The organism is Selenomonas sputigena (assembly GCF_026015965.1).
Classification (GTDB): domain Bacteria; phylum Bacillota; class Negativicutes; order Selenomonadales; family Selenomonadaceae; genus Selenomonas.
Window position 1 is genome coordinate 2,513,402 of the sequence record NZ_CP110383.1, and the last position, 21,504, is coordinate 2,534,905.

General features: G+C 60.5%; 13 protein-coding genes. 4 read left to right on the plus strand and 9 right to left on the minus strand.

Going from position 1 to position 21,504, the window contains the following annotated elements:
• Window positions 1–50: 50 nt before the first annotated feature.
• Window positions 51–4,253: a hypothetical protein gene (locus OL236_RS11980; protein WP_265070787.1), complete on the minus strand. Its 4,203-nt coding sequence runs from the start codon at window positions 4,251–4,253 to the stop codon at window positions 51–53.
• A gap of 216 nt (window positions 4,254–4,469) precedes the next feature.
• Between OL236_RS11980 and OL236_RS11985 the strand changes: the two genes are divergently transcribed.
• From OL236_RS11985 to OL236_RS12000, 4 genes are all read left to right on the plus strand, one after another.
• The gene (locus OL236_RS11985; protein WP_265070788.1) at window positions 4,470–5,777 is read left to right on the plus strand and encodes an LCP family protein; all 1,308 of its coding nucleotides are present in this window, start codon (window positions 4,470–4,472) and stop codon (window positions 5,775–5,777) included.
• Window positions 5,778–5,937: 160 nt separating this feature from the next.
• Complete coding sequence (locus tag OL236_RS11990) at window positions 5,938–7,950, plus strand: ABC-F family ATP-binding cassette domain-containing protein (RefSeq protein ID WP_265070789.1); 2,013 nt, start codon at window positions 5,938–5,940, stop codon at window positions 7,948–7,950.
• A gap of 83 nt (window positions 7,951–8,033) precedes the next feature.
• On the plus strand, window positions 8,034–10,217 hold the full coding sequence (locus OL236_RS11995; RefSeq protein ID WP_265070790.1) for an ATP-dependent RecD-like DNA helicase: 2,184 nt from the start codon (window positions 8,034–8,036) through the stop codon (window positions 10,215–10,217).
• Window positions 10,214–10,903, plus strand: a complete 690-nt coding sequence (locus OL236_RS12000) for a ComF family protein (protein WP_265070791.1) — start codon at window positions 10,214–10,216, stop codon at window positions 10,901–10,903. The genes OL236_RS11995 and OL236_RS12000 overlap by 4 nt, the downstream gene beginning before the upstream one ends.
• A gap of 119 nt (window positions 10,904–11,022) precedes the next feature.
• On the opposite strand, the gene thrS is transcribed toward OL236_RS12000, so the two are convergent.
• The 8 genes from thrS to OL236_RS12040 form a co-directional block, all read right to left on the minus strand.
• The gene (gene thrS, locus OL236_RS12005; RefSeq protein WP_265070792.1) at window positions 11,023–12,804 is read right to left on the minus strand and encodes a threonine--tRNA ligase; all 1,782 of its coding nucleotides are present in this window, start codon (window positions 12,802–12,804) and stop codon (window positions 11,023–11,025) included.
• A 160-nt stretch (window positions 12,805–12,964) separates the two neighbouring features.
• Window positions 12,965–14,209 (minus strand): Fic family protein, encoded by a 1,245-nt coding sequence (locus tag OL236_RS12010; protein WP_265070793.1) that lies wholly within the window; start codon window positions 14,207–14,209, stop codon window positions 12,965–12,967.
• 144 nt (window positions 14,210–14,353) lie between these two features.
• A complete protein-coding gene (hemL, locus tag OL236_RS12015) occupies window positions 14,354–15,670 on the minus strand; it encodes a glutamate-1-semialdehyde 2,1-aminomutase (protein ID WP_265070794.1) in 1,317 nt (438 codons plus the stop codon).
• 13 nt (window positions 15,671–15,683) lie between these two features.
• Entirely contained in the window at window positions 15,684–16,658 is a 975-nt protein-coding gene (gene hemB / locus OL236_RS12020; protein ID WP_265070795.1) for a porphobilinogen synthase, read from the minus strand.
• Window positions 16,652–18,163: a uroporphyrinogen-III C-methyltransferase gene (gene cobA, locus OL236_RS12025; protein WP_265070796.1), complete on the minus strand. Its 1,512-nt coding sequence runs from the start codon at window positions 18,161–18,163 to the stop codon at window positions 16,652–16,654. Before cobA ends, hemB begins: the two co-directional genes overlap by 7 nt.
• A 16-nt stretch (window positions 18,164–18,179) precedes the next feature.
• Window positions 18,180–19,115, minus strand: a complete 936-nt coding sequence (gene hemC / locus OL236_RS12030; RefSeq protein WP_265070797.1) for a hydroxymethylbilane synthase — start codon at window positions 19,113–19,115, stop codon at window positions 18,180–18,182.
• On the minus strand, window positions 19,075–20,394 hold the full coding sequence (gene hemA / locus OL236_RS12035; RefSeq protein ID WP_006193691.1) for a glutamyl-tRNA reductase: 1,320 nt from the start codon (window positions 20,392–20,394) through the stop codon (window positions 19,075–19,077). Before hemA ends, hemC begins: the two co-directional genes overlap by 41 nt.
• Window positions 20,363–21,010 carry a bifunctional precorrin-2 dehydrogenase/sirohydrochlorin ferrochelatase gene (locus OL236_RS12040; protein WP_265071829.1) on the minus strand — a complete coding sequence of 216 codons (648 nt, stop codon included), beginning with the start codon at window positions 21,008–21,010 and terminating at the stop codon, window positions 20,363–20,365. Before OL236_RS12040 ends, hemA begins: the two co-directional genes overlap by 32 nt.
• Between the last annotated feature and the right edge of the window lie 494 nt (window positions 21,011–21,504).

Genomic DNA, 21,504 nt, shown 5'->3' on the forward strand with positions numbered 1-21,504 from the left:
CTTCTAGCCGTTTGTTTTTTCCCTAGTGCTGCATCATATTTGCTGTTTTGTCAGAACGCCCACTTGACGGATGCGCCGCCCGTGATGCCCTTGCGCTTGCCCTGCCAGCCATTGAGGTGGAGGTCGTAGCTCACGCGGCTGTTCTTAGGCATGAAGCGGTAGCCGAGTTCGAGCATGGTGCTTGAGCCTTTGAGCGAGGGGCTGGGTGCGGCGTCGCCTTGGTAGGTCGCGCCCGCCTTGCCCGCGAATTCATGTTCCCAGGCGAGGCCTGCGTAGAATTCGCCCGTCGTCTTGTCCTTGAGGCTGTAGCGGAAGCCGAGGCGCAGGCGCTGCGAGTTGACGCTGCCGAATTCGTAGCGGTCGCCCGTGTTGAGTGTTGCCGTCATGCTGTTCTGGTGCGACCAGAAGTAGCGTGCATAGGCGTCGATGGAAGAGTCTTCCTTGATCGCGAAGGTCTTGCCTGCGCCGAGGTGCGCGCCGTAATAGGTGTTCGAGCCGTCGTAGCTCGCCGCCGTGCCGCTGAGGTTGGCGCTGTAGTCGCTCTTGGAGCGGCCTGCACGCAGAGATCCTTCGAGCCAGAGACCGTCTTTTTGTGTGAGCTTGCCGAGGACGCCTGCGCCGATATAGCTGATCTTGCCGCTGCCGTGCGTGCCGTCGTCAAGGTAGGAGTCGTAGGTGCCGTGCCCGTATTCGACGAAGGGGCTGAAGAGAACCTTCGCGCCGTCCTTCTGAACATCCTCACGCGCCCAGCCAACGCCGAGGTTCCAGCCCTTGGAGTCGACGTAGGAGCCGCTTTCCGCTCGCATGCTGTTCGCGCCTGCACCTGCCCAGAGCTGGTAGGCCGCGCCGTCGGAGGCGGCCGCCTTGCGCTGGGCGTTCTTGCCTTTGTCAGAGGTACTTGCGCTGACGGACATCTGGGCGGCGGCAAGGCCGTCCTGCACGAGGTAGTCGGCGCCTTGGTTGACGAAGCTGGCGAGTCCTGCACGCGTTTCGACGAGGGATTTCGCCTGCTCGGCAAAGCCCGCCTTGGTGACGGTCGCCGTCAGCTCGCCCGTCGCTTCCTGCTTGATCTCGTACTCGTAGCGGCGCGATACGCCCTGCATTCCTTCGACCTTGTTCTGAATCGCGGCGTCCGTCGTGAGTGCGCCGCCCGCCGTCTTCATGAGCAGGATCTTGTCGCCCTTGCTGAGCTTCGGCGCGGCGCCGCTTCTGGCGACGCCGATGTTCAGGCCGCGGATGTCCTTCGTTGCCGTGCCGAGCTTGAGCATGGGCGTCGCCGCACCTGCCGCCATCTCGTCGGTGTAGAAGTGGAGGTTCTGCACGCCTGCGAAGTCGTGCACTTCGGATGGCTTGTAGACGGCGAGCGTGTTGCCCGTGCCGTTTGCATCAGAGCCGCCCGTGACCGTGCCCGTGATGCGTGCGCCCTTGAGGTTGATCGTGTTGTTCTTCGTCGCTGTGCCGAATCCGCCGTAGATGTTGGCGGCAGTCGTGATCGCGCCGAGGTTCACGGTGTTGTCCGAGGCCTCGCCGTTTGCGGCGTAGCCGCCGTAGAGCGTGCCCGTGACCGTGCCCGCCGTGTAGTCGACGGTGTTGTTCAGGCTGTTGTTCTGTTTGTCGGCTGCGGCTTTCGTGCCTGTGCCGCTCGTCCAGCCGCCGTAGACGTTCGCGTAGGTCTTGCTGGCATCGCTGAGCGTGAGCTTGTTGTCCTGCGTCGTGTTGCCCGCCTTGGAGCGTCCCGCCCAGGTGTCTGCGCCGTAGATCGTCGCCTGCGTCGCGCCCTTGAAGGTGTAGCCTTCGTAGGTGATGGCGGTGATCGTGCTGCCCGACTGGCGAACATCGATGTTCGTCTCCATCGTGGCGTCGGCGTTCAGCTCGGATTTCACAGCGTCGCCCGTGCGGCCGCTGATGTTGATGCCAGAGACATTTTCCATGAGCGTCTTTGGCGTCTCGCTTGCCGCGCCCGTCGCTGTGAGGTTCGTCCAATCGACATCGGTCGCCGCGCCGCCCGTGACTTGGAGCATGGGATTCGCGTCGGTGTTCGTCGTATCGAAGGTCAGCTTCTGGAAGCCTGAGATGCTGTCGGCTTTGTTGTTTGTTCCTGTGACATTGAGCGTGTTGCCCGTGCCGTTTGCAGCGGTGCCGCCTTTGAGTGCGCCTGTGACTTGCGCGTTGCCCTTGAGGTTGACGGTATTGTTGTTCGTGGTCGCGCCTTCGCCGCCTGTGATGGAATTGACCGTGGCATTGGCGAGGCTGACGATATTTTTCGTCGCGTTGCCGCTTGCCGCGCGTCCGCCGTAAACATCACGCACCGAGCCGCCCGTGATGTTTACGGTGTTGCCCGTCGCGTTGCCGCTCGTCGACCAGCCGCCGTAGGCATCATGGCCCGATGTGGAGCCGCCCTCGATGTTGACATGGTTCTTTACGGCATCTCCGTTTGCGGCGATGCCGCCAAAAATATCACCGCTCAGCGTGCCGCCTTTGAGCGTGACGGTGTTTTCCGTTGCCTTGCCCGTACCGCCGGATTCGCCGCCATAGATGGATCGCGCTGTGCCGCCGCTGATTTGGACGGAGTTGCCCTCGGTGTCACCGCCATGCGAGTGACCGCCATAGACATCTAGCGCTGAGCCGCCTGTGAGTTTGACAATATTCTTCGCAGATTTGCCTGAACCATTGGCTGCGCCTCCGACAGTTATGCTGATTACCGTACCGCCGTTGATATCGACAAAGTTGCCTGTGGCATTGCCGCTAACGGCGGTGCCTCCATGTATTTGTCCGTGCACGGTGCCGGCGTTCAATATTGCATGGTTGCCTATTGCATTGCCGCCTGCCGAGAGCGTCATACCGCCGCTCATGTGATGGACGTTAGTGCTTGTTCCCGTAAGCGTAATCTTGTTGTTCATGCTGTGGGTCGTTGCGTTCTCTCCCGTTGCTGTCGAGCCTGTACCGCTTGTCAAGCCGCCATGGGCTGAACGTGGGAGATGATTGCCGCTCACAGTGACTTCATTGCCTGTTGTCGTGTTGCCGAGGATGGAGCGACCGCCCCAGATTGCTGTACTGTCACTTTTTGCCTCGGTTGAGCCTTTGAACTGGTAGTATTTATAGCCGATCTTGTTCGTGCCGTCGCGATCGATGATGCTTTCCGTCTTTTCCATCGTGCGCGATACTGCACCGCTGTAGTTGGCGACCGTGATGCCGTGCGTGTTCTCGATCAGCGTGCCCTCGCTCTTGTCGAGCGGTGCACCCGACAGATGGATTTGCTCAAGGCTTGCAATCTGTGTCCCTGCGCTGTCGCTTAAGGTGAGCAGGGAAGAGGCCGCATTCGTATGGGCGTTGAAATTGAAGTTAATCGTCGAGAAGTTTTTAATGTTGTGCGCTACGGCATTGGTGTTGACGTTGAGCGTGTTGTTCGACACTTTGTCAGGGTGACTATCGTTGCGACCGCCGTAAATCGTGCCGTTGATCGCGTAGCCTGCCGCCATGGCGCTCGTGCCGTCGCCGAGGTTGACCGTATTGCCGGATACCTCGCCTGTACCGTCGGAATGACCGCCTTCGACGCCCGTCATGATGCCGCCCTTGATGGTGACAATGTTGTTTTTTACATTGCCGTTTTCATCGGCATAGCCGCCGTAGACCATTCCCGTATGACCATTTTCGATCGTCGCTTGATTATGGAGCACGTCGCCGTTCGTTCCGGCTGCTGCTATGCCGCCGTAGACGGTAGTTGCATTGCCGCTCTTGAGGAGTGCTGTATTGTCCTTGACGATTCCTGTGCCGGTGCCTTTCGTCATGCCGCCGACTAAGTCGCCGTTGAGCTGATTGCCGTTGAATACGGCATGGTTGTCCTCTACATTGCCGCCGCCGTTCGCGGCACCGCCAAAGATTCCGTCGGTGTTGGAAAAAAACGTTCCCGTTGCCGAATTGACGATGACACGGTTGCCTGTCACATTGCCTGTGCCGAACGTAAGGCCGCCGTAGAGTTGTTTCGTATAGTGTATATTTTTGAATGTCAGCGTATTGCTTGTCACGTTGCCGCTGTTGGCTTCCTCCTTGATAAAGCCTGCTGCCGTGCCGAAGGCTGGCCCGCCTCCGGGATGTTCGGCGTTGTCGCTCGGTGCATGTGCATCGTCAATCGCTACATTCTGCCCGCTGACATCGGCAGCGCCTGCCGCTGATGGTGCGAGAAACGCGCCGCTGCCGAGGGCGAGGGCGACGAAAAGCGCCAGCGAATGGCGCGAAGATTTTTTGTTGAACATTATTCTCCTCCTTTAGGACTAAAAGCCCAAGACTTTTGCATAATTTGGACTTTTGGATTCATTATAGCAATTAATTGATAATTGGTCAACATTTCTCCTCTTGCGCCCTTTTATTGCGGCTTCGGGCTTTTTTTGCTATACTTCTGTATTGAACTATCTGATATGTAGGCAGGCGGCGGCAGCTGTCTGTATTCGATAAGGAAAGCAGGGAAAGTTTTGGAGCAGAAGCGCAGTTATCGGCGCATCGGGATCCTCGTCGCCGTCTTGCTCGTCGCCGCGGTCGCGGCGGCTGCGGCGCATTTCTTCGGCGGCGGTCTTGCGCGCCGCACGACGGCGGACGGCATGATCGCAGGAAGTTCCGAGATCCATGTGATGATTTTGGGCGTCGATGAGCGAAAGGACGATGTGGGGCGAAGCGACACTTTGATGGTCGCGACGGTTGATCCCGAGAAGGGGACGGCGTCGCTGCTTTCGATTCCGCGCGATACGCGCGTCGCCATCGAGGGGGTGGGCTACGACAAGATCAATGCTGCCTACGCCTACGGCGGCTATGCGCTGACGAAGAAGACGCTTGAGCAGCTGCTTGACGTGCCGATGGACTATTATATCCTCATCGACGTGCATGCCTTCGAGCGCATCATTGACGCCTTGGACGGCATCGACATCGACGTGGAGAAGCGCATGTACTACGAAGATCCTTGGGATGACGACGGCGGACTCGTCATCGACATCTACCCGGGCATGCAGCACATGACGGGCGAGAAGGCGATCGAGTATGTGCGCTATCGTGATATGGAGGGCGACATCGGGCGCATCCGCCGCCAACAGCGCTTCATGCGTGCGGTTCTGCAGAAGGTGACCTCGCCCGAGATCTTCGCGAAGCTGCCCGAGATCGTGAGCGAAGTGGCGAAGAGCGTCAAGACCGATCTCGACACGGGCGACATGATCAAGTTCCTGCAGATCATGAAGAAGGTGCAGGAAGACGGGCTGGCGGCGGAGATGGCGCCGGGCAATCCCGCTTGGTTCAAGGGCGTCAGCTACTGGATTCCCGACATCATGGAGATCCGCCGCATGGCGGCGCGCGCGGCGGGCGTTCCTTTTGCAGGCGAGGCGGCGGAGCGCGCTGAGAGCTATGCGGCGAAGTACAAGGCGGAAATGCCCGAGGGCTTCCGCTTCGACGATGCCGGGCCGCAGTCGGGCGAAAATGCGGCGGGCGAGAGCGCGGCAAAGAAGAAGGAAGAGCCGACGAAGCCGCCCGCGCCGAGCGCGGTCGCCGTCACGGTCGTCAATTCGAGCGGCATCACGGGCGCGGGCGCGGAGGTCGCGGCGATCCTGCAGGCGAAGGGCTTCGTCATCCGCAGCGTCGAGACGGGCAAGAGGAGCGACCGAGCGCAGACGACGATCACGGCGGGCGGCAGGACGGTCGACCTCTTCTACGGCATGCCGTTTCCGTGCATCCTCATGGAGGGCGGCGCGAAGGACGAGGCGCTCGTGAACATCGGCAGGGATTATGTGAAGCGATAAAAATATTTTGCAAATCATTGTTGTCAGGAAAGCACGGATGAAATAAAGGAAGCGCTGATAAAATGAGGTCGCTGAATTTATCAGTGATTCCTAAAGTCCCTCGCTATGTGCAGATGGGGGCGAAACGTATGCGTGCGCCATGGGGAAAAGGGAGTTTTAGGTGAAGGCAGTCGGGCTTGCCAAATCGTTTGGCGTGAAAGAGATTTTTCATGATGTGACCTTTGAGGTGCGCCGCGGCGAACGCGCGGGTCTTGTCGGCGCGAACGGCGCGGGCAAGACGACCTTGATGCGCTGCCTCCTGGGCGAGGAGGAGGCGGATGCCGGAAGCGTGCAGCTCGACGACGGCGCGGCGATCGGCTACGTCGAGCAGCAGGCGGCGTTCGGCGAGGGCACGCTCTACGAGGAGTTTCGTCGTGCCTTTGCCGACGTCATCGACCTCGGTGAGAAGAAGCGTGCGCTGGAAAAGGAGATCGCCGCTGCATCGAGCGAGGAAAAGCTCGCACTCTACGGGCGCGTCGTCGACGAGTTCGAGCGGCTCGGCGGCTATTCGTTCGAGAGCCGCATCCGCCGCGTCGCCTTTGGCCTGGGCTTCACGGCGGAGGACTTCGAGAAGGATGTGCATCACTTCTCGGGCGGGCAGAGGACGCGAATATGCCTCGCGAAGGCGCTGCTGCGCGAGCCGGATTTCCTTTTTCTCGATGAGCCGACGAACCATCTCGACATCAAGATGATCGAGTGGCTCGAAGGCTTCCTCTCAGAGTATGCGGGCGGCGTCATCATCATCTCGCACGACCGCTTCTTCCTCGACCGCGTGGCGACGCACATCCTCGATCTTTCGGGCGGCACGGTGACCGCATACGCGGGAAATTACAGTTACTTCCAGAAGGTGCACGCCGAGCGGCAGAAGTCGCTGCTCGCCGCCTACGAGAAGCAGCAGGAGCACATCAAGCGCACGGAGGAGTACATCCGCCGCTACCGCGCGGGCATCAAGGCGAAGCAGGCGCGCGGGCGCGAGAGCCAGCTGCGCCGTATGGAACGCATCGTGCTGCCGGCGGAGAAGGCGAGCTTCAGCTACTTCGCCTTTCATCCGCCCGCCGAGTGCGCCGATCGCGTGGCGGAATTGGAGGATGTGGCCTTCGCTTTTGGCAGCCACACCGTGTTTTCGCATCTCTCCTTGCTCGTCCGCAAGGGCGACGGCATCGCCATCGTCGGCCCGAACGGCGCGGGCAAGACGACGCTCCTGCGCGTGCTTCTGGGAGAGCTTGCGGCGCAGACAGGGCGCGTGAAGATCGGCAGCCGCGTGAAGATCGGCTATTTCTCGCAGCAGCATGAGGGGCTGAATCCTGAGAATACCTTGGTCGGCGAACTCAACTACGATTTCGGCATCGCAGAGGACGAGGCGCGCAAGTACCTCGGCGCGTTCCTCTTCCACGGCGACGAGGTCTTTCGCCGCATCGGCGATCTCTCGGGCGGCGAGCAGGCGCGTCTGGCGTTCCTCAAGCTCATGCTCACGGGCGCGAACTTCCTCGTGCTCGACGAGCCGACGAACCATCTCGACATTCCTGCGCGCGAAGCGGTCGAAGAGGCGCTGATGGCATTTCCCGGCACGTTCGTCGTCGTCTCGCATGACCGCTACTTCCTCGACAAGGTCGCGAACACGACGGCGGAGCTTGCAGCGGGAAGTTTGCGCGAGTACGAGGGAAACTACAGCTACTACCGCATGAAGAAGGAAATCGAGGAGAAGGAAGCCGCCGAAGCCGCCGAGGAAAGGGCGGGCGGCGCGAAAAAGGCGGCAAAAAAGAGCGCGGCTTCCGCTATGCGGCGGGCGGCAGGTGCGGCGTCGGATGTGTCGCCGACGCAGGCGGGCGCTGCCGCAGGCGCGGCGAGCGGTGCAGGTGCTTCTAAGACGGCGGAGGAAGGTGCTGCCGCCCGCAAGGAGCAGGAGCAGCGCCGCCTCGCCTCTCTGTCGGACGCCAAGCGCACCGAGATGCTCGCACGCGCCGAGGCGGAGATCGCCATGGCGGAGGCGGAACTCAAGGGATTGGAGTTCGAGATGAATCGGCCCGAGGTGCAGGGCGATCCCGAAAAGAGCGCGGAAATCGCCGAATTGTATGCGGCGAAGGAGCAGGAGATCGAGGAGCGCTACGCGCGGTGGGAAGCGCTCGCCGACTAGGGCAATGCCCGCGGCGAGACTGAGCCTTTGCGCGGAGCGAAGCGCAGGAAGGAAAAGAACCGCCAAGGGACAGGAGGTGCAGCATGGAAACGCTCGAAGGGACGGCACAAAGCGTCGTCTTTGCCGCGCCCGAGGGGGGCTTCACGGTCTTTCGCCTGCGGCCATCGGGGCGGCGCGGACTCGTGACGGTGACGGCGAACGCGCCCGCACCGCTCGTGGGGCAGGAGATTGCGCTTTCGGGCGAGTGGGTGCAGCACCCGCGCTTCGGTGAGCAGTTCAAGGCGGCGACGCTTCGCGTTTCTGCGCCGACGAGTCTCGCGGGCATCGAGCGCTTCCTCGCGTCGGGCGCGATCGCGGGCGTCGGCGAGGCGATGGCGCACCGCCTCGTGCAGAAGTTCGGCAAGGAGACGCTTGAGATCATCGAGAAGAAGCCCTCGCGCCTCACCGAGGTCGCGGGCGTCGGCAAGAAGACGGCGGCGAAGATCCACGCTTCCTACATGGAGAAGGAGGAGCTCAGAGAGATCATGCTGTGGCTCGAAATGCACGGCGTTTCGGGCGCGTACGCCGCACGCATCTTCGAGACGTACAGCTCCTTTGCCATCGAGGTCATGGAGAAGCATCCGTACCGTCTGGCACGCGACGTCGCCGGCATCGGCTTTTTGACGGCGGATGCGATTGCCAAGAGCGCAGGAATCGCCGAGGACAGCAAGGAACGCATCGAGGCAGGGCTAGGCCACGCGCTCCTCACCGTCTCCCAGCAGGGGCATTGCTGCATTCCGGCGCCCGCTTTGACGGAGCGTGCGGCGAAGCTCCTCGGCACGCCGACGGAGGAGGTGCGCGAGGTCTTGAAGGAAGCCTTGGCCGCCGAAAGGCTCGCCTTCGAGGAGGTCGGCGCGGAGACGCTCATCTATCCGCCGTGGCTCTACCGCGCGGAGAAGCGCACGGCACAGATGCTTTTCTTCCTGCAGCAGAAGGCCGCCGTGCTGCCCGCAGAAAGGGCGGCGGCCATCGTCGCCGACTGGGAGCGGGCGGCGGGAATCACGCTCGCCGCAGAGCAGCAGCAGGCTGTCGCCGCCGTGCTCGACCATGCGGTCTTCGTGCTGACGGGCGGCCCGGGCACGGGCAAGACGACGGTCGTGCGCGGCATGATCGCAGTTCTTGAGAGCCAGGGGCTCTCCGTGCTCCTCGGCGCGCCGACGGGACGCGCAGCGAAGCGGCTCGCAGAGGCGACGGGGCGCAAGGCGGAGACGGTGCATCGGCTTCTGGGCGCACAGGGCGGCATAGAGGCCGACGGCTCGCCCGTATTCGAGAAGGACGCGGACGATCCTCTGGACGCCGACGCTATCATCCTCGACGAGGTGTCGATGATGGACATCGTGCTCATGGAGCATTTCCTCGAAGCTGTGCTCGAGGGCGCACGCGTCATACTCGTCGGCGATGTCGACCAGCTTCCTGCCGTCGGTCCCGGCTCCGTCCTCAAGGACATCCTGCGCTCGGGCGCTGTGCCGAGCGTGCGCTTGAAGGAAGTCTTTCGCCAGAGCGGCGAGGGAACGATCGTCCTGAACGCGCACGCGATCAATCGCGGGCGCATGCCGCAGTTCACTGCAGGCGGCGATTTCGAGTTCCTGGAGATGCCCGACGAGGAGGCGGCGGCGCGGCGCATCGTCGCGCTGTGCCGCGAGGAATTGCCGCGCGAGGGGTTTTCCGCTCTGGAAGCGGTGCAGGTATTGTCGCCCATGCACCGCACGCCGTGCGGCGTCGACAATCTGAACCGCCTCTTGCAGGCGGCGCTCAACCCGCCCGCGCCCGAAAAGGCGGAGTTTCGTAACAGCACGCTCACATTCCGGGTCGGCGACAAGGTCATGCAGACGAAGAACGATTACACGAAGGGCGTATTCAACGGCGACATTGGCTTCATCCGCGAGGTGTCGGCGGACGGCGTCAAGGTGCGCTATTCCGAGGAGCTGACGGCGGACTACGAGCCGAACGAACTCATGATGCTCACGCTCGCCTACGCCATGAGCGTGCACAAGAGCCAGGGCAGTGAGTACCCTGTGATCGTCTTGCCGCTTGTCGCTGCGCATCACATCATGTTGCAGCGCAATCTCCTCTATACGGCGGTGACGCGTGCGAAGAAAAAGGTCGTGCTGCTCGGCTCGAAGGCGGCTGTCTTCACGGCGGTATCGAACGACAGGACGCGCAGGCGCTACACATTGCTCGCCGAGAGACTTGCGGGCGCGGGCGGCGAGAGTCCGCTGCTGTCGTGAGGGGCGCGGCGTGGCTCGCCGCCCTGGCGGACGCCGTATCTTCCGTCGTCTTTCCCGCACGCTGCCCGGCTTGCGGCGCTTACTGCGAGAGACGCGGCGGCTGGTGCGCGCCCTGCCTTTCGCGCACGGTGCGACCGCATCGCCTCGCACTTTCGGCAGAAGCGCTCGCCGCGCTCGATGATGCGTGGGCGGTCGGTTTCTACGGCGGCGCACTCGGCACGCTCATTCGTGACCTCAAGTATCGCGGCAGGCGCGGCGTCCTGCCCTACATCCACGCGGCTCTGGCGGCGGCGAAACTGCCGGAGCAGTTTCTCGCCGCCGATCTTGCCGTCTATGTGCCGCTCCATGAAGCGCGCGAGAAGGAGCGCGGCTTCAATCAGGCCGAGCTGATCTTCGCTGCTTGGCTCAAGGCGAAGGGCATCCCCGCGCGCCCCTTGCTGACGCGAATGCGCTCGACTGCGCCGCAGTACGGCTTGGGCGAGAAGGAGCGCAGGAAAAATGTGTGCGGCGCGTTCTCCCTCTCCGAGGCGGGGAAAGGCGGCGCGGGAGAAATCGCGGGGAAAAGCATCGTGCTGCTCGACGACATCCTGACGACGGGGGCGACGCTCACATCTTGCGCCGCCGTGCTGAAAAAGGCGGGCGCAGGCTCTGTGTATGCACTGGCGCTGGCGAGCGACCGAAGCTAGAACAGGGATGCTTGCATCGTGTTGATGCATGATTCAGCTGCGCAAGCATATAAAAATGCCCCATCTGCCGCATTTTGCGGCGGGTGGGGCATTTTGCGTTTATGTGTTTGTGCAAGAACTTATTCGGGAACCTTCGTCAGAAGCTCCAGGCTGTGCTCTTCGTTCATCGTGCGGCACATTTCGATGAAGGTGTCGAGCGGCACATCTTTGAGCTGCTCGTTCGTGCCGCGCACGTTGATGGAGACGGTGTTTTCCTCGGCTTCCTTATCGCCTAAGACGAGGATATAGGGATCCTTGTAGTGCTTGAATCCCTTGATCTTCTCGCGCATGTTCTTGTCGGCGTAGTCGACCTCGAAGCGCACGCGGCTCTTGAAGAGCTTCTGTGCGACCTTCTTGGCGTAGTCGTTGTGCTCGGGGCGGATCGGCACGATGCCGACCTGCACGGGGCTGAGCCAGAAGGGGAATGCGCCCTTGAAGTTTTCGATGAGGACGCCGATGAAGCGCTCCATCGAGCCGAAGATGGCGCGGTGCAGCACGACGGGCTGCTTGTGGCTGCCGTCCTTGGCAATGTACTTGAGGTCGAAGTTCTGCGGCAGCTGGAAGTCGAGCTGCAAGGTACCGACCTGCCACTCGCGGCCGAGCGCGTCCTTCATCTTGAGGTCGATCTTCGGGCCGTAGAAGGCGCCGTCGCCCTCGTTGACTTCGTAATTGCCCTCGCCGTACTTGCGGTCGAGGATCGCCTTGAGCTCTTTTTCCGCGACGTTCCACGTCGCGATGTCGCCCATAAAGTCATCGGGGCGCGTCGAAAGCTCCGCCTTGCAGCTCATGCCGAGCGTAGAATAGATCTCGTCGGCGATGTCCATGATGTCGCCCATCTCAGCGGCGATCTGGTCTTCCATGAGGAAGGTGTGGTCGTCGTCCTGGCGGAAGAGCTGCACGCGGAAGAGGCCGTTGAGCTCGCCCGACTTCTCCTTGCGGTGGATGACGTCGACCGTGTTGTAGCGAATCGGCAGATCGCGGTAGGAGCGCGTCTTGCGCTGGTAGATCTTGATGGCGTTCGGGCAGTTCATCGGTTTGATCGCGAAGGTGTCGTCCGCTTCGATGTCGCCGTCTGCGCCGGGAATCAGGAACATGTTTTCCTTGTAATGTGCCCAGTGGCCGCTCGTGACCCACAGGCGCTTGTTGTTGATGACGGGCGCGGAAACTTCCTGATAGCCGTGCGCCTCGTGAATGCCGCGCCAGAATTCCAGCAGCGCGTTGAAGAGCTTCCAGCCGCGCGGCAGCCAGTAGGGCATGCCGGGCGCCGTTTCATCGAACATGAAGAGGTCGAGCTGCGGCCCGATCTTCTTGTGGTCGCGCTCCTGCGCGTCCTTGATGAACGCGAGGTGCGCCTTGAGCTCCTCCTTCGTCGGGAAGGCGTAGGCGTAGATGCGCGTGAGCTGGTCGCGCTTCTCGTCGCCGCGCCAGTAGGAGCCGGACATGGAGCGAAGCTGCCAGGCGACAGACAATAGTGCGGCAGAGTTCTCGACGTGCGGCCCACGGCACAGGTCGACGAAGTCATCGCCCGTGCGGTAGATCGTCAAAATCTCGTCTTCGGGCAGATCCTCGATGAGCTCGACCTTGAACTTTTGATTCTTGAAAAGTTCGAGCGCCGCCTTCTTGGAAATCTCCTCGCGCTTCCAATCTTCCTTGCGCTTCAAGATTTCCTTCATCTTCTCCTCGATGGTCTTGAGGTCGTCGTTCGTCGCTGGGCGCGGCAGCAGGAAGTCGTAGTAGAAGCCGTCGGCAATCTCCGGCCCGATGGCGTACTGTGTCTCTTTGCCGAAAACTTCGATGACAGCCTTTGCAAGCACATGCGCCAACGAGTGGCGGTAGACGTGCAGGAATTGTTCTTTATCCATGATGTTTCCCCTTTGCTGGACATTTGTGCAGGTACGGCGCGCAGAGGCGAGCGGCAGCCTGCACGGTTTCTTCTATTATAGAGCAAAATGTGCAATCTGTCACGAAAGTCTTGCATGCGGGGATTCGAGGCACATCTGGCGGATTGGATGAGGAGGAACTTTATTTTGATGCAAGAGTTTCCAATTTTTTTATAAAATCTGTAGATAGTTTATATCTGTGGGCTCTGCGTGTTGTGTTCGTCGTGATATGATCAGCGGGATAGCGTTTGATATGTGTCTGAATTGTTTTTGCGCTTTGCCCAACCGTGCTCGCAATCTCTTTTAAGGTTGCTCCGTCATCTGAAAAAAGATATGCTTGCAGCAGTACAAAATAAATTTTCCAGTCGGCTTTGTTTTTTGCTGTCCCGAAGTAGTGGATTTCAAGAGCTTGAGCCAAAGCATCAAGTTTTTTTCGCCGTTCCTGTAAAATCTCATTGACACGAGTGGTACTTTTCTGAATCAGCCAAAGGAAACCGGTAATAAATGGTGTTAAGTCTCCGTAGTTTCCTGGATGATTAGTATCTTCAAATAATTTATAGTATACGCGAAGGGACTTTTTGATGGTAATGGAGAGACGGATTGCGACCAATGGGTGTAATATTTTGGCAAGGTAATATGATGTAATAAAGCGTGAGGTCCGGCCGTTTCCATCATAGAAGGGATGGATGTAACCAAAGAAATAATGGAAGATGGAAATACGTATTAATCCCGGGATTTGTTCATTCTGTAAAGTTTTTAATGCAGTTTCCATAGAGAGAATAATTTTTTCCTCTGGAATGATGCCGCGATGGATGACTTTCGATTTGGACCATACATCGACAGGTTCTTTCCGAAAGATTTTGCCATCGGGAAGATTAGCAGGATCATCTCTTTTGATTTCGTCTGCTAAAAATTCGTCGTAGAATTTACGCAAGTCATGACTACAACGAAAAGAAATCTCTTCCTGCTGCTGAAGTTTCAGATACTTGTTGACAGTACTCCAGAGACGGGGGCGATGATGAGAATCTGTAGAATCTTGCTCATCGATAGCTGTTTTGATTTCTTTGCGTGTACTGCGAACACCTTCTATGGCGTTGCTGGATTGGATCTCTTCGATTAGACAGGCTCGACGGAAGGATTCAATCGCTATGTGAGGAAGTGTTGCTGTAATGCTTGTCAATTGACGGAGTTCAAGCATGATGGAGGAGAGAATTTGCATGATGTCTTCCGTATAGTAATAAAAGGAGGTAAATTCGTGAGAAGCATTCAGATGCTTAATCGGTATGTCGATGTGATGTGCCAGGACGGAATTGTACAAACTGTGGTAAAGCTCTTGGCTTTTGGGTTCATTTTGGTGATATTGCTTTAGCAGGATGGGTGTCGGCATAGATCATCACCTCGTATGACACGGGAAAAAAAGCAGATTTTTTCTTAGGTGTAGAATGAACTGAGAAAAAAGAGCATATTTTTCTTAGTTGTGAAATGAACTAGGAAAAAACCGCGTTTTTTTCCTAGTTCATTTCGTACAATATCATTTTTTCGACTTGACCTGTGCAAACGCCTTTTCTGCCGCCGCGATCGTGCGGTCGATGTCTTCGTCCGTGTGGGCGAGCGAGAGGAAGAGTGTCTCGAACTGCGAGGGGGCGAGGTAGATGCCCTGTTCGAGCATGGCGCGGAACCAAACCTTGAAGGCTTCCTGATCCGAAGCGGCGGAGCTTGCGTAGTCCTTGACCTTGCCTTCGTTGAAGAAGAGGCTGAACATCGAGCCGGCCTGGTGCGCCTGAATCTTGACTCCCGCCTCGCGTGCGGCGGACTCAAGGCCGAGGACGAGCTTCTTCGTCTTCAAGGTGAGCGCACGGCTCGCGTCGGCTTCTCCCGGCTCGGGCTCTTTCAAGATGAGCTTGAGCGTTTCGATGCCCGCCGTCATGGCAAGGGGATTGCCCGAGAGCGTGCCCGCCTGATAGACGGGGCCTGCGGGCGCGATCTGCTCCATGATGTCACGGCGGCCGCCGTAGGCCGCGCACGGCAGGCCGCCGCCGATGATCTTGCCGAGGCAGGTGAGATCGGGCGTGATGCCGTAGGCCGCCTGCGCACCGCCCAAGGAGGCGCGGAAGCCGCACATGACCTCGTCGAAGATGAGGAGTGCGCCGTGCTTTTCGGTCAGCGCGCGCAAGGTGTCAAGGTAGCCGTTTTCCGGCAGGACACAGCCCATGTTGCCCGCGACAGGCTCGACGATGATGCAGGCGATGTCCTTGCCGTATTCCGTCATGACGCGCGTGATGGCGTCCGCATCATTGAACGGCACGGTGATCGTGTCCTTGGCGACGCCCTCGGTCACGCCGGGACTCGACGGCACGCCGAAGGTCGCAAGCCCCGAGCCGGCGTCGACGAGCAGGCTGTCGCTGTGGCCGTGGTAGCAGCCGACGAACTTGACGATCTTCGAGCGTCCCGTGAAACCGCGTGCAAGGCGCAGGGCGCTCATCGTCGCTTCCGTGCCCGAGTTGACCATGCGCACGAGCTGCATCGAAGGATAAGCCTTCTGCACGAGGCGCACGAGGTCGGATTCGAGCGTCGTCGGTGCGCCGTAGCTCGTGCCGCGTGCGGCAGCTTCGGCGAGCGCGCTTACGACGGCGGGATGCGCGTGTCCGGCGACGAGCGGCCCCCACGACAGCACATAGTCGACGTACTCGTTGCCGTCGATGTCGAAGATGTGCGCGCCCTCGCCACGCGCGATAAAGGGCGGATTGCAGTCGACGTTTCTGTAGGAGCGCACGGGACTGTTGACGCCGCCCGGCATGAGGGTTTTCGCTTCTTCGAACGCCTCCAGGGATTTTTCTAAGTTCAGCATATTTCGCTCCTTTTCAGCCTTGAAGCCACTTCGCCGCGTCGATCGCGTGGTAGGTGATGATGATGTCGGCGCCCGCACGCTTCATGCCTGTGAGCGTTTCGAGTACGATGCGCTTCTCGTCGATCCAGCCGTTCGCTGCCGCCGCCTTGACCATCGCGTATTCGCCGCTGACGTTGTAGACGGCGACGGGGCGGTCGATTGTCTCGCGCACGCGGCGCACGATGTCGAGGTAGGCGAGCGCGGGCTTGACCATGATGATGTCCGCTCCCTCGGCGAGGTCGAGCGCGACTTCCTTCATCGCCTCGCGTGCGTTGGCGGGATCCATCTGGTAGGCGCGGCGGTCGCCGAAGGAGGGCGCGGAGTCCGCAGCATCGCGGAAGGGGCCGTAGTAGCCCGAAGCGTACTTGACGGCGTAGCTCATGATGGAGACATGGGAGAAGCCGGCTTCGTCCAAGGCTTCTCTCAGGGCGGCGATGCGTCCGTCCATCATGTCGGACGGCGCGACGATGTCGGCGCCGGCTTCCGCCTGGCTGACCGCTGTCTTGGCAAGGAGCGGCAGCGTCGCGTCGTTGTCGACTTCGTGGCCGCATAGCTTGCCGCAGTGGCCGTGCGACGTGTACTGGCAAAGGCAGACGTCGCCGACGACGGCAAGCTCCGGCTCTGCCTGTTTGATGGCGCGGATCGCTTGCTGCACGGGACTTTTCGCGTCCCATGCCGAAGAGCCGATCTCGTCCTTGTACTCGGGCAGGCCGAAGACTTCGACGGAGGGAATGCCGAGTGCGGCGAGTTCTTTCGTCTGCTCGACGGCGCGGTCGACGGAGAGGTGGAAGCAGCCCGGCATGCTGGGGATTTCCTCCTTGATATTCTCGCCGGGCACGACGAAGATGGGGTAGACGAAATCACGGACGGAAAGCTCCGTCTCGCGCACCATGGCGCGGATGTTCGCCGTCCTGCGCAGGCGGCGCGGACGAAGGGTTTGCTTCAGCATAACAGCATCTCCTTGATGGTTTCGATGAGTCCTTCGATCGTGTATTCTTTGGCGACGGCGGCGGGCTTTATGCCGAGAGCCTCGCACGTCTTCGCCGTGATGGGGCCGATGGCGACGCACTTGACATGCTGCAGAGGCTCTGCGCCGCCGAGGATGGCGCAGAGGTTCTTTGCCGTCGAAGAGCTTGTGAAAGTCACGATGTCGATCTCGCCGTTCGTGAGTTTTTTTGCGAGAGCAGCGCCGTCGGCTTCTGCCTGCTTTGTGCAGTAGGCGGCGGCGATGGTGACCTCTGCTCCGAGCGCCTTGAGGCTTTCGGGCAGCACTTCGCGCGCTTCTTCGGCGCGTGCGAGGAGGACGCGCGTGCCGCTTCGCACATCGCCCTTGAGGGCTTCGACGACGGCTTCGGCGCGGTATTCGCCGGGCATGCAGTCGGCGCGGACGCCGCAGGCGGCGAGCGCCGCGGCTGTCGCAGGGCCGATGGTGGCGACTTTGGCGCGGGCGAGGGCGCGTGCGTCCTTGCCCGCGCCGTCAAGGGCGCGGAAGAAATGCTCGACGCCGTTCGCGCTCGTGAAGATCAGCCAGTCGTAGTCGGCGATATGAGCGATGGCGGCGCGGAGCGCCGCGCCGCCGTCGGAAGGCTCTTTGATGCGGATCGCGGGCACTTCGAGGCACGCGGCGCCGAGCGCTTCGAGGCCTTCGGTGAGCTTCGAGGCTTGGGCGCGCGCACGCGTCACGAGGATGCGCTTGCCGAAGAGGGGACGCCTCTCGGGCGCGTCGAACCAGCGCAGCTTCTCTCGATAGCGCACGACATCGCCGACGAGGAAGATGGCGGGCGGCTTGAGCCCGGCTCGCGCCACATCGTCAGCGGCGTTTTCGACGGTCGTGATGAGTGTCTCCTGCTCGGGGCGCGTGCCCCAGCGGATGACGGCGGCGGGTGTATTGCCGGCGCGGCCGTGGCGCATGAGTTCGGCTGTGATGGCGGGAAGGTTTCCGACGCCCATGAGGAAGACGAGCGTATCGACGCCCGTCGCGAGTTTCTGCCAGTCTAGCCCTGAGGCTTCTTTCGTTGGGTCTTCGTGTCCCGTGACGACGGCGAAGGAGACGGCGACGCCGCGGTGCGTGACGGGGATGCCCGCGTAGGCGGGCACGGCGATGGCGGAAGTCACGCCCGGCACGATTTCAAACGGCAGGCCGTTTTCCGCCAAGAGCAGGGCTTCCTCGCCGCCGCGCCCGAAGACGAAGGGGTCGCCGCCCTTGAGGCGCACGACGCATTTTCCTTCGCGCGAGAGCTTGACGAGGAGCTTCGAGATGTCTTCCTGCTTCATCGCGTGGTTGCCCGCGCTTTTTCCTACGTAGATGCGCTCGGCTTCTTCCGGCACGAGCGCGAGGATGCGTCTGTCCGCGAGGTAGTCATAGACGACGGTGTCGGCTTTTTTCAGACACGCGTGCGCCTTGACCGTCAAAAGCCCCGGGTCTCCGGGGCCGGCTCCGACAAGATATACCATAGCTTCGCTTTCCTCCTTACGGTTGCAGCAGGCCGAGTTCCTGCAGGATTTCTTTGCCGCCCATGGCGAGCAGTTCCTCGGCGAGCGCACGGCCGATTTTCTCGGCGTCCAGGGCGCTGCCTGCCTTCTTCTTGCGATAGAGGCGCTCGCCGTCGATGGAGGCGATGACCGCCTCCATTTCGAGCGCCTCGTCCGCCGCCTCGGCGTAGACGCCGACGGGAACCTGGCAGCCGCCCTCGACGCGTGCGAGGAAGGCGCGTTCCGCTCTCGCCGCCGCACGCGTCGCCGCGTCGTCGAGGAAGGCGATCAGGGAAAGCGTCGCCTCGTCGTCCGCACGCGCCTCGATGGCGAGGGCGCCTTGTCCGACGGCGGGCAGGCAGATTTCGCGCGGCAGGATCTCGGTGATGCGGTCATGGAAGCCCAAGCGCTTGAGTCCGGCGACGGCGAGGATTATGGCATCGAAATTTTCTTCTTCGAGCTTCTTGAGCCGCGTGTTCACGTTGCCGCGCAGGCTGACGATCTCAAGGTCGGGCCTCTTGGCGAGGAGCTGTGCGCGGCGGCGAAGGCTCGACGTGCCGACCTTCGCGCCTTGAGGAAGGTTCGCGAGCGTCCGGTAGCGCGGACTCACGACGGCGTCGCCGGGGTCGAAGCGCTCGGTCACGGCAGCGAGCACGAGTCCTTCGGGCAGTTCCGTCGGCATGTCCTTGAGGCTGTGCACGGCGAGGTCGATTTCGCCCGCGAGCATCGCCTGCTCAAGCTCCTTCGTGAAAAGCCCCTTGCCGCCGATCTTCGCCAACGGCGCATCGAGCACGCGGTCGCCTTTCGTCGTCATGCGCTTTTGTACGACATGAAGCTCCGGGTATCTCTCCCGGAGCTTCGCCTCTACATAGTCTGCCTGCCAGAGCGCGAGCTTACTGCTGCGCGTACCTATAACGATGGTGTCTTTCTTCACAAGTTCCCGTCTCCCCTATCGTATCAAGCTTGAAGAGGCTTCGCATCGCCTCGATGTAGAATGCCTCGTCCGCCGTTCCCGCCGATGCGTTGAGCTTCATCATCGGCGTGCGCAGGATCTTTCGGACGATCATGCGCGTCATGTGGTCGACGGCACGCTGCTGCTCCTCCGTGAGTTCGGGCAGTTTCGTGTGCGCACGCTGCATCTCACGACATCGTATGCGCTCGCAGCGCTCGGAGAGGAGTGCCATCAGCGGGCGGCATGAGAGGTATTGGAAGCGTTTCTCGATGGAAACGATTTCCTCCTCGACGATGCGTGAGGCCTCGACCGCCTCCTGCTTGCGCTCCTCCATGTGATCGTCGACGACGGCTTCCAAGGCGTCGATGTTGAAGAGCTTCACGCCCTTGATTTCCTCGACCTCGGGATCGACGTCGCGTGGCACGGCGATGTCGATGAAGACGAGCGGCCGCCCCTTCCGCTGCGTCATGAGATGGCGCGTCTCCCACGCCTTGACGACGTAGTGCGGCGCGCCCGTCGAGGTCACGACGACGTCGACGTCCTCGGCCTTTTCCATCGCGCGCTCGAAAGGCACGGCCTCGCCGCCGAAGCGAGCGGCAAAGTCCTCGGCTTTCTCCATGTGGCGATTCGCGATGTAGAGCTTCTTCGCGCCGTGCGAGACGAGATGCTCCGCCGTCAGCTCCGCCATCTTGCCCGCGCCGAAGATCAGGACGCTCGACTTGTCGAGCGTGCCGAAGATGTCCTTCGCCAGTTCGACCGCCGCATAGCTGACGGATACGGCGCTCCACGCGATGCGCGTCTCCGTGCGCACGCGCTTTCCCGTCGCAATGGCGCGGTGAAACAGCGTGTTCAGCACCGTGCTCGTCGCGTGGCCTTCGAGTGCGAGCGCGTACGCCTGCTTGACCTGCGAGAGGATTTGCCCCTCGCCGAGGACGAGCGAATCGAGACTCGCCGCCACGCGGAAGAGGTGACGGATACATTCTTCGTCCTCGTGCATGTAAAGGTATTCTTCGATGTCCTCGTCGTTTCCCGTGAGGTCGAAGAAAAAGCGGCGCACGGCCTCGCCCGCATGTGCATCGTCCGCCGTCACCGCGTAAATCTCACTGCGGTTGCACGTCGAGAGCACGACCGCTTCAAGGAGATCGGCATACTCCGCCAGATGCTGGAACCCCTTGCGGATGGCGTCCTTCGGTATGGAAAACCGCTCGCGCACATCCACGGGCGCCGTCTTATGATTCAGTCCCAAAACAATCAAGTGCATGTCTTATCTCTGCCTCCGCCTCATCCAGTCTGCCTTCTTCGACAAGATTCAAAATATGCTCCGAAAGAGCCGCGCGCCAAAACGCCTCGCGTCCTGCACTTCCTTCGATGCGTTCCTTCGCTTCCTCGCGCAGCCTGGCGAGCCTTTCGAGCCAGTCGCCCCAGCTCGCGCCCAGGCGAGCGGCGAGCCGCTTCTTCAGCGTGCGGGCGAGCGCGGGCGATGTGCCGCCCGTCGATACCGTGACGAGGAGATCGCCGTCTCGCAAAGCCGCCGGCAGGAAGAAGTCGCAAAGCTCGGGTGCCGTCGCATCGTTGACGAGAGCGCCGGCCTCTTTTGCCGCCTTGCCGAAGGCGGCGTTCGCCGCACGGTCGTCGGTCGCGCAGAAGACGAGGAGCGCACGCGGCAGCGATGCGAAAACCTCCGCCGTCGCAAGCTGCGCGAGCCAAGCGATGCGCCCGTCTGCTGCAAGCGCAGCCAAGGGCGGCGAAAGCTTGGGCGCGACGACGGTCACAGCCGCTCCTGCTGCAAGCAGCCCTGCGACCTTTCGATGCGCCACCGCCCCGCCGCCGGCGACAAGCGCGGCGCGCCCTTCAAGGCGCAGGTCCATCGGATACATGTCCAAATCTTGAGAGTCCTTCCAAATTACGAATGTGGTTCACTTTTTTGTTTTCTTCTTTATTATATCGTAAAGGCATGAAAAAAAAAAGCCCTGCAGGAAAGTTTGTATGTGTCTTGCTCACAATATTGACAAGAGGGAAAATCTCATGAGGGAAACTCATATCTATTCTTATCTTTCAGGACATATGTTCAGTCGCCACGTATAGTGACATAATTGCTTTTACTCCCGTTTTCTGCGATGGCGTATCACAGCGTCATGCTGTACATATGTCCTCACGTCTTACATGAAAAAGCAGCAGTCCGACAGGGATTTTCTCGTCGGACTGTCTTTGTCCGTCTTGTGCAGATTTGTCCAAAATATACGGCAATAATAAAGAAATAACACTATAATATATAAATTTTTTATTGATATATGTAAATTTTTTATTGATTATTTTAAAAACAAGTGATATAATGATGGCGCAAGAGAAAATCCGATGAAGCAGTAAGAAA

Coding starts and splice junctions, on each gene's coding strand:
- OL236_RS11980 (WP_265070787.1), bottom strand. CDS start 4,253: ATGTTCAACAAAAAATCTTCGCGCCATTCGCTGGCGCTTTTCGTCGCC.
- OL236_RS11995 (WP_265070790.1), top strand. CDS start 8,034: ATGGAAACGCTCGAAGGGACGGCACAAAGCGTCGTCTTTGCCGCGCCC.
- thrS (WP_265070792.1), bottom strand. CDS start 12,804: ATGGATAAAGAACAATTCCTGCACGTCTACCGCCACTCGTTGGCGCAT.
- OL236_RS12010 (WP_265070793.1), bottom strand. CDS start 14,209: ATGCCGACACCCATCCTGCTAAAGCAATATCACCAAAATGAACCCAAA.
- hemL (WP_265070794.1), bottom strand. CDS start 15,670: ATGCTGAACTTAGAAAAATCCCTGGAGGCGTTCGAAGAAGCGAAAACC.
- hemB (WP_265070795.1), bottom strand. CDS start 16,658: ATGCTGAAGCAAACCCTTCGTCCGCGCCGCCTGCGCAGGACGGCGAAC.
- cobA (WP_265070796.1), bottom strand. CDS start 18,163: ATGGTATATCTTGTCGGAGCCGGCCCCGGAGACCCGGGGCTTTTGACG.
- hemA (WP_006193691.1), bottom strand. CDS start 20,394: ATGCACTTGATTGTTTTGGGACTGAATCATAAGACGGCGCCCGTGGAT.
- OL236_RS12040 (WP_265071829.1), bottom strand. CDS start 21,010: ATGTATCCGATGGACCTGCGCCTTGAAGGGCGCGCCGCGCTTGTCGCC.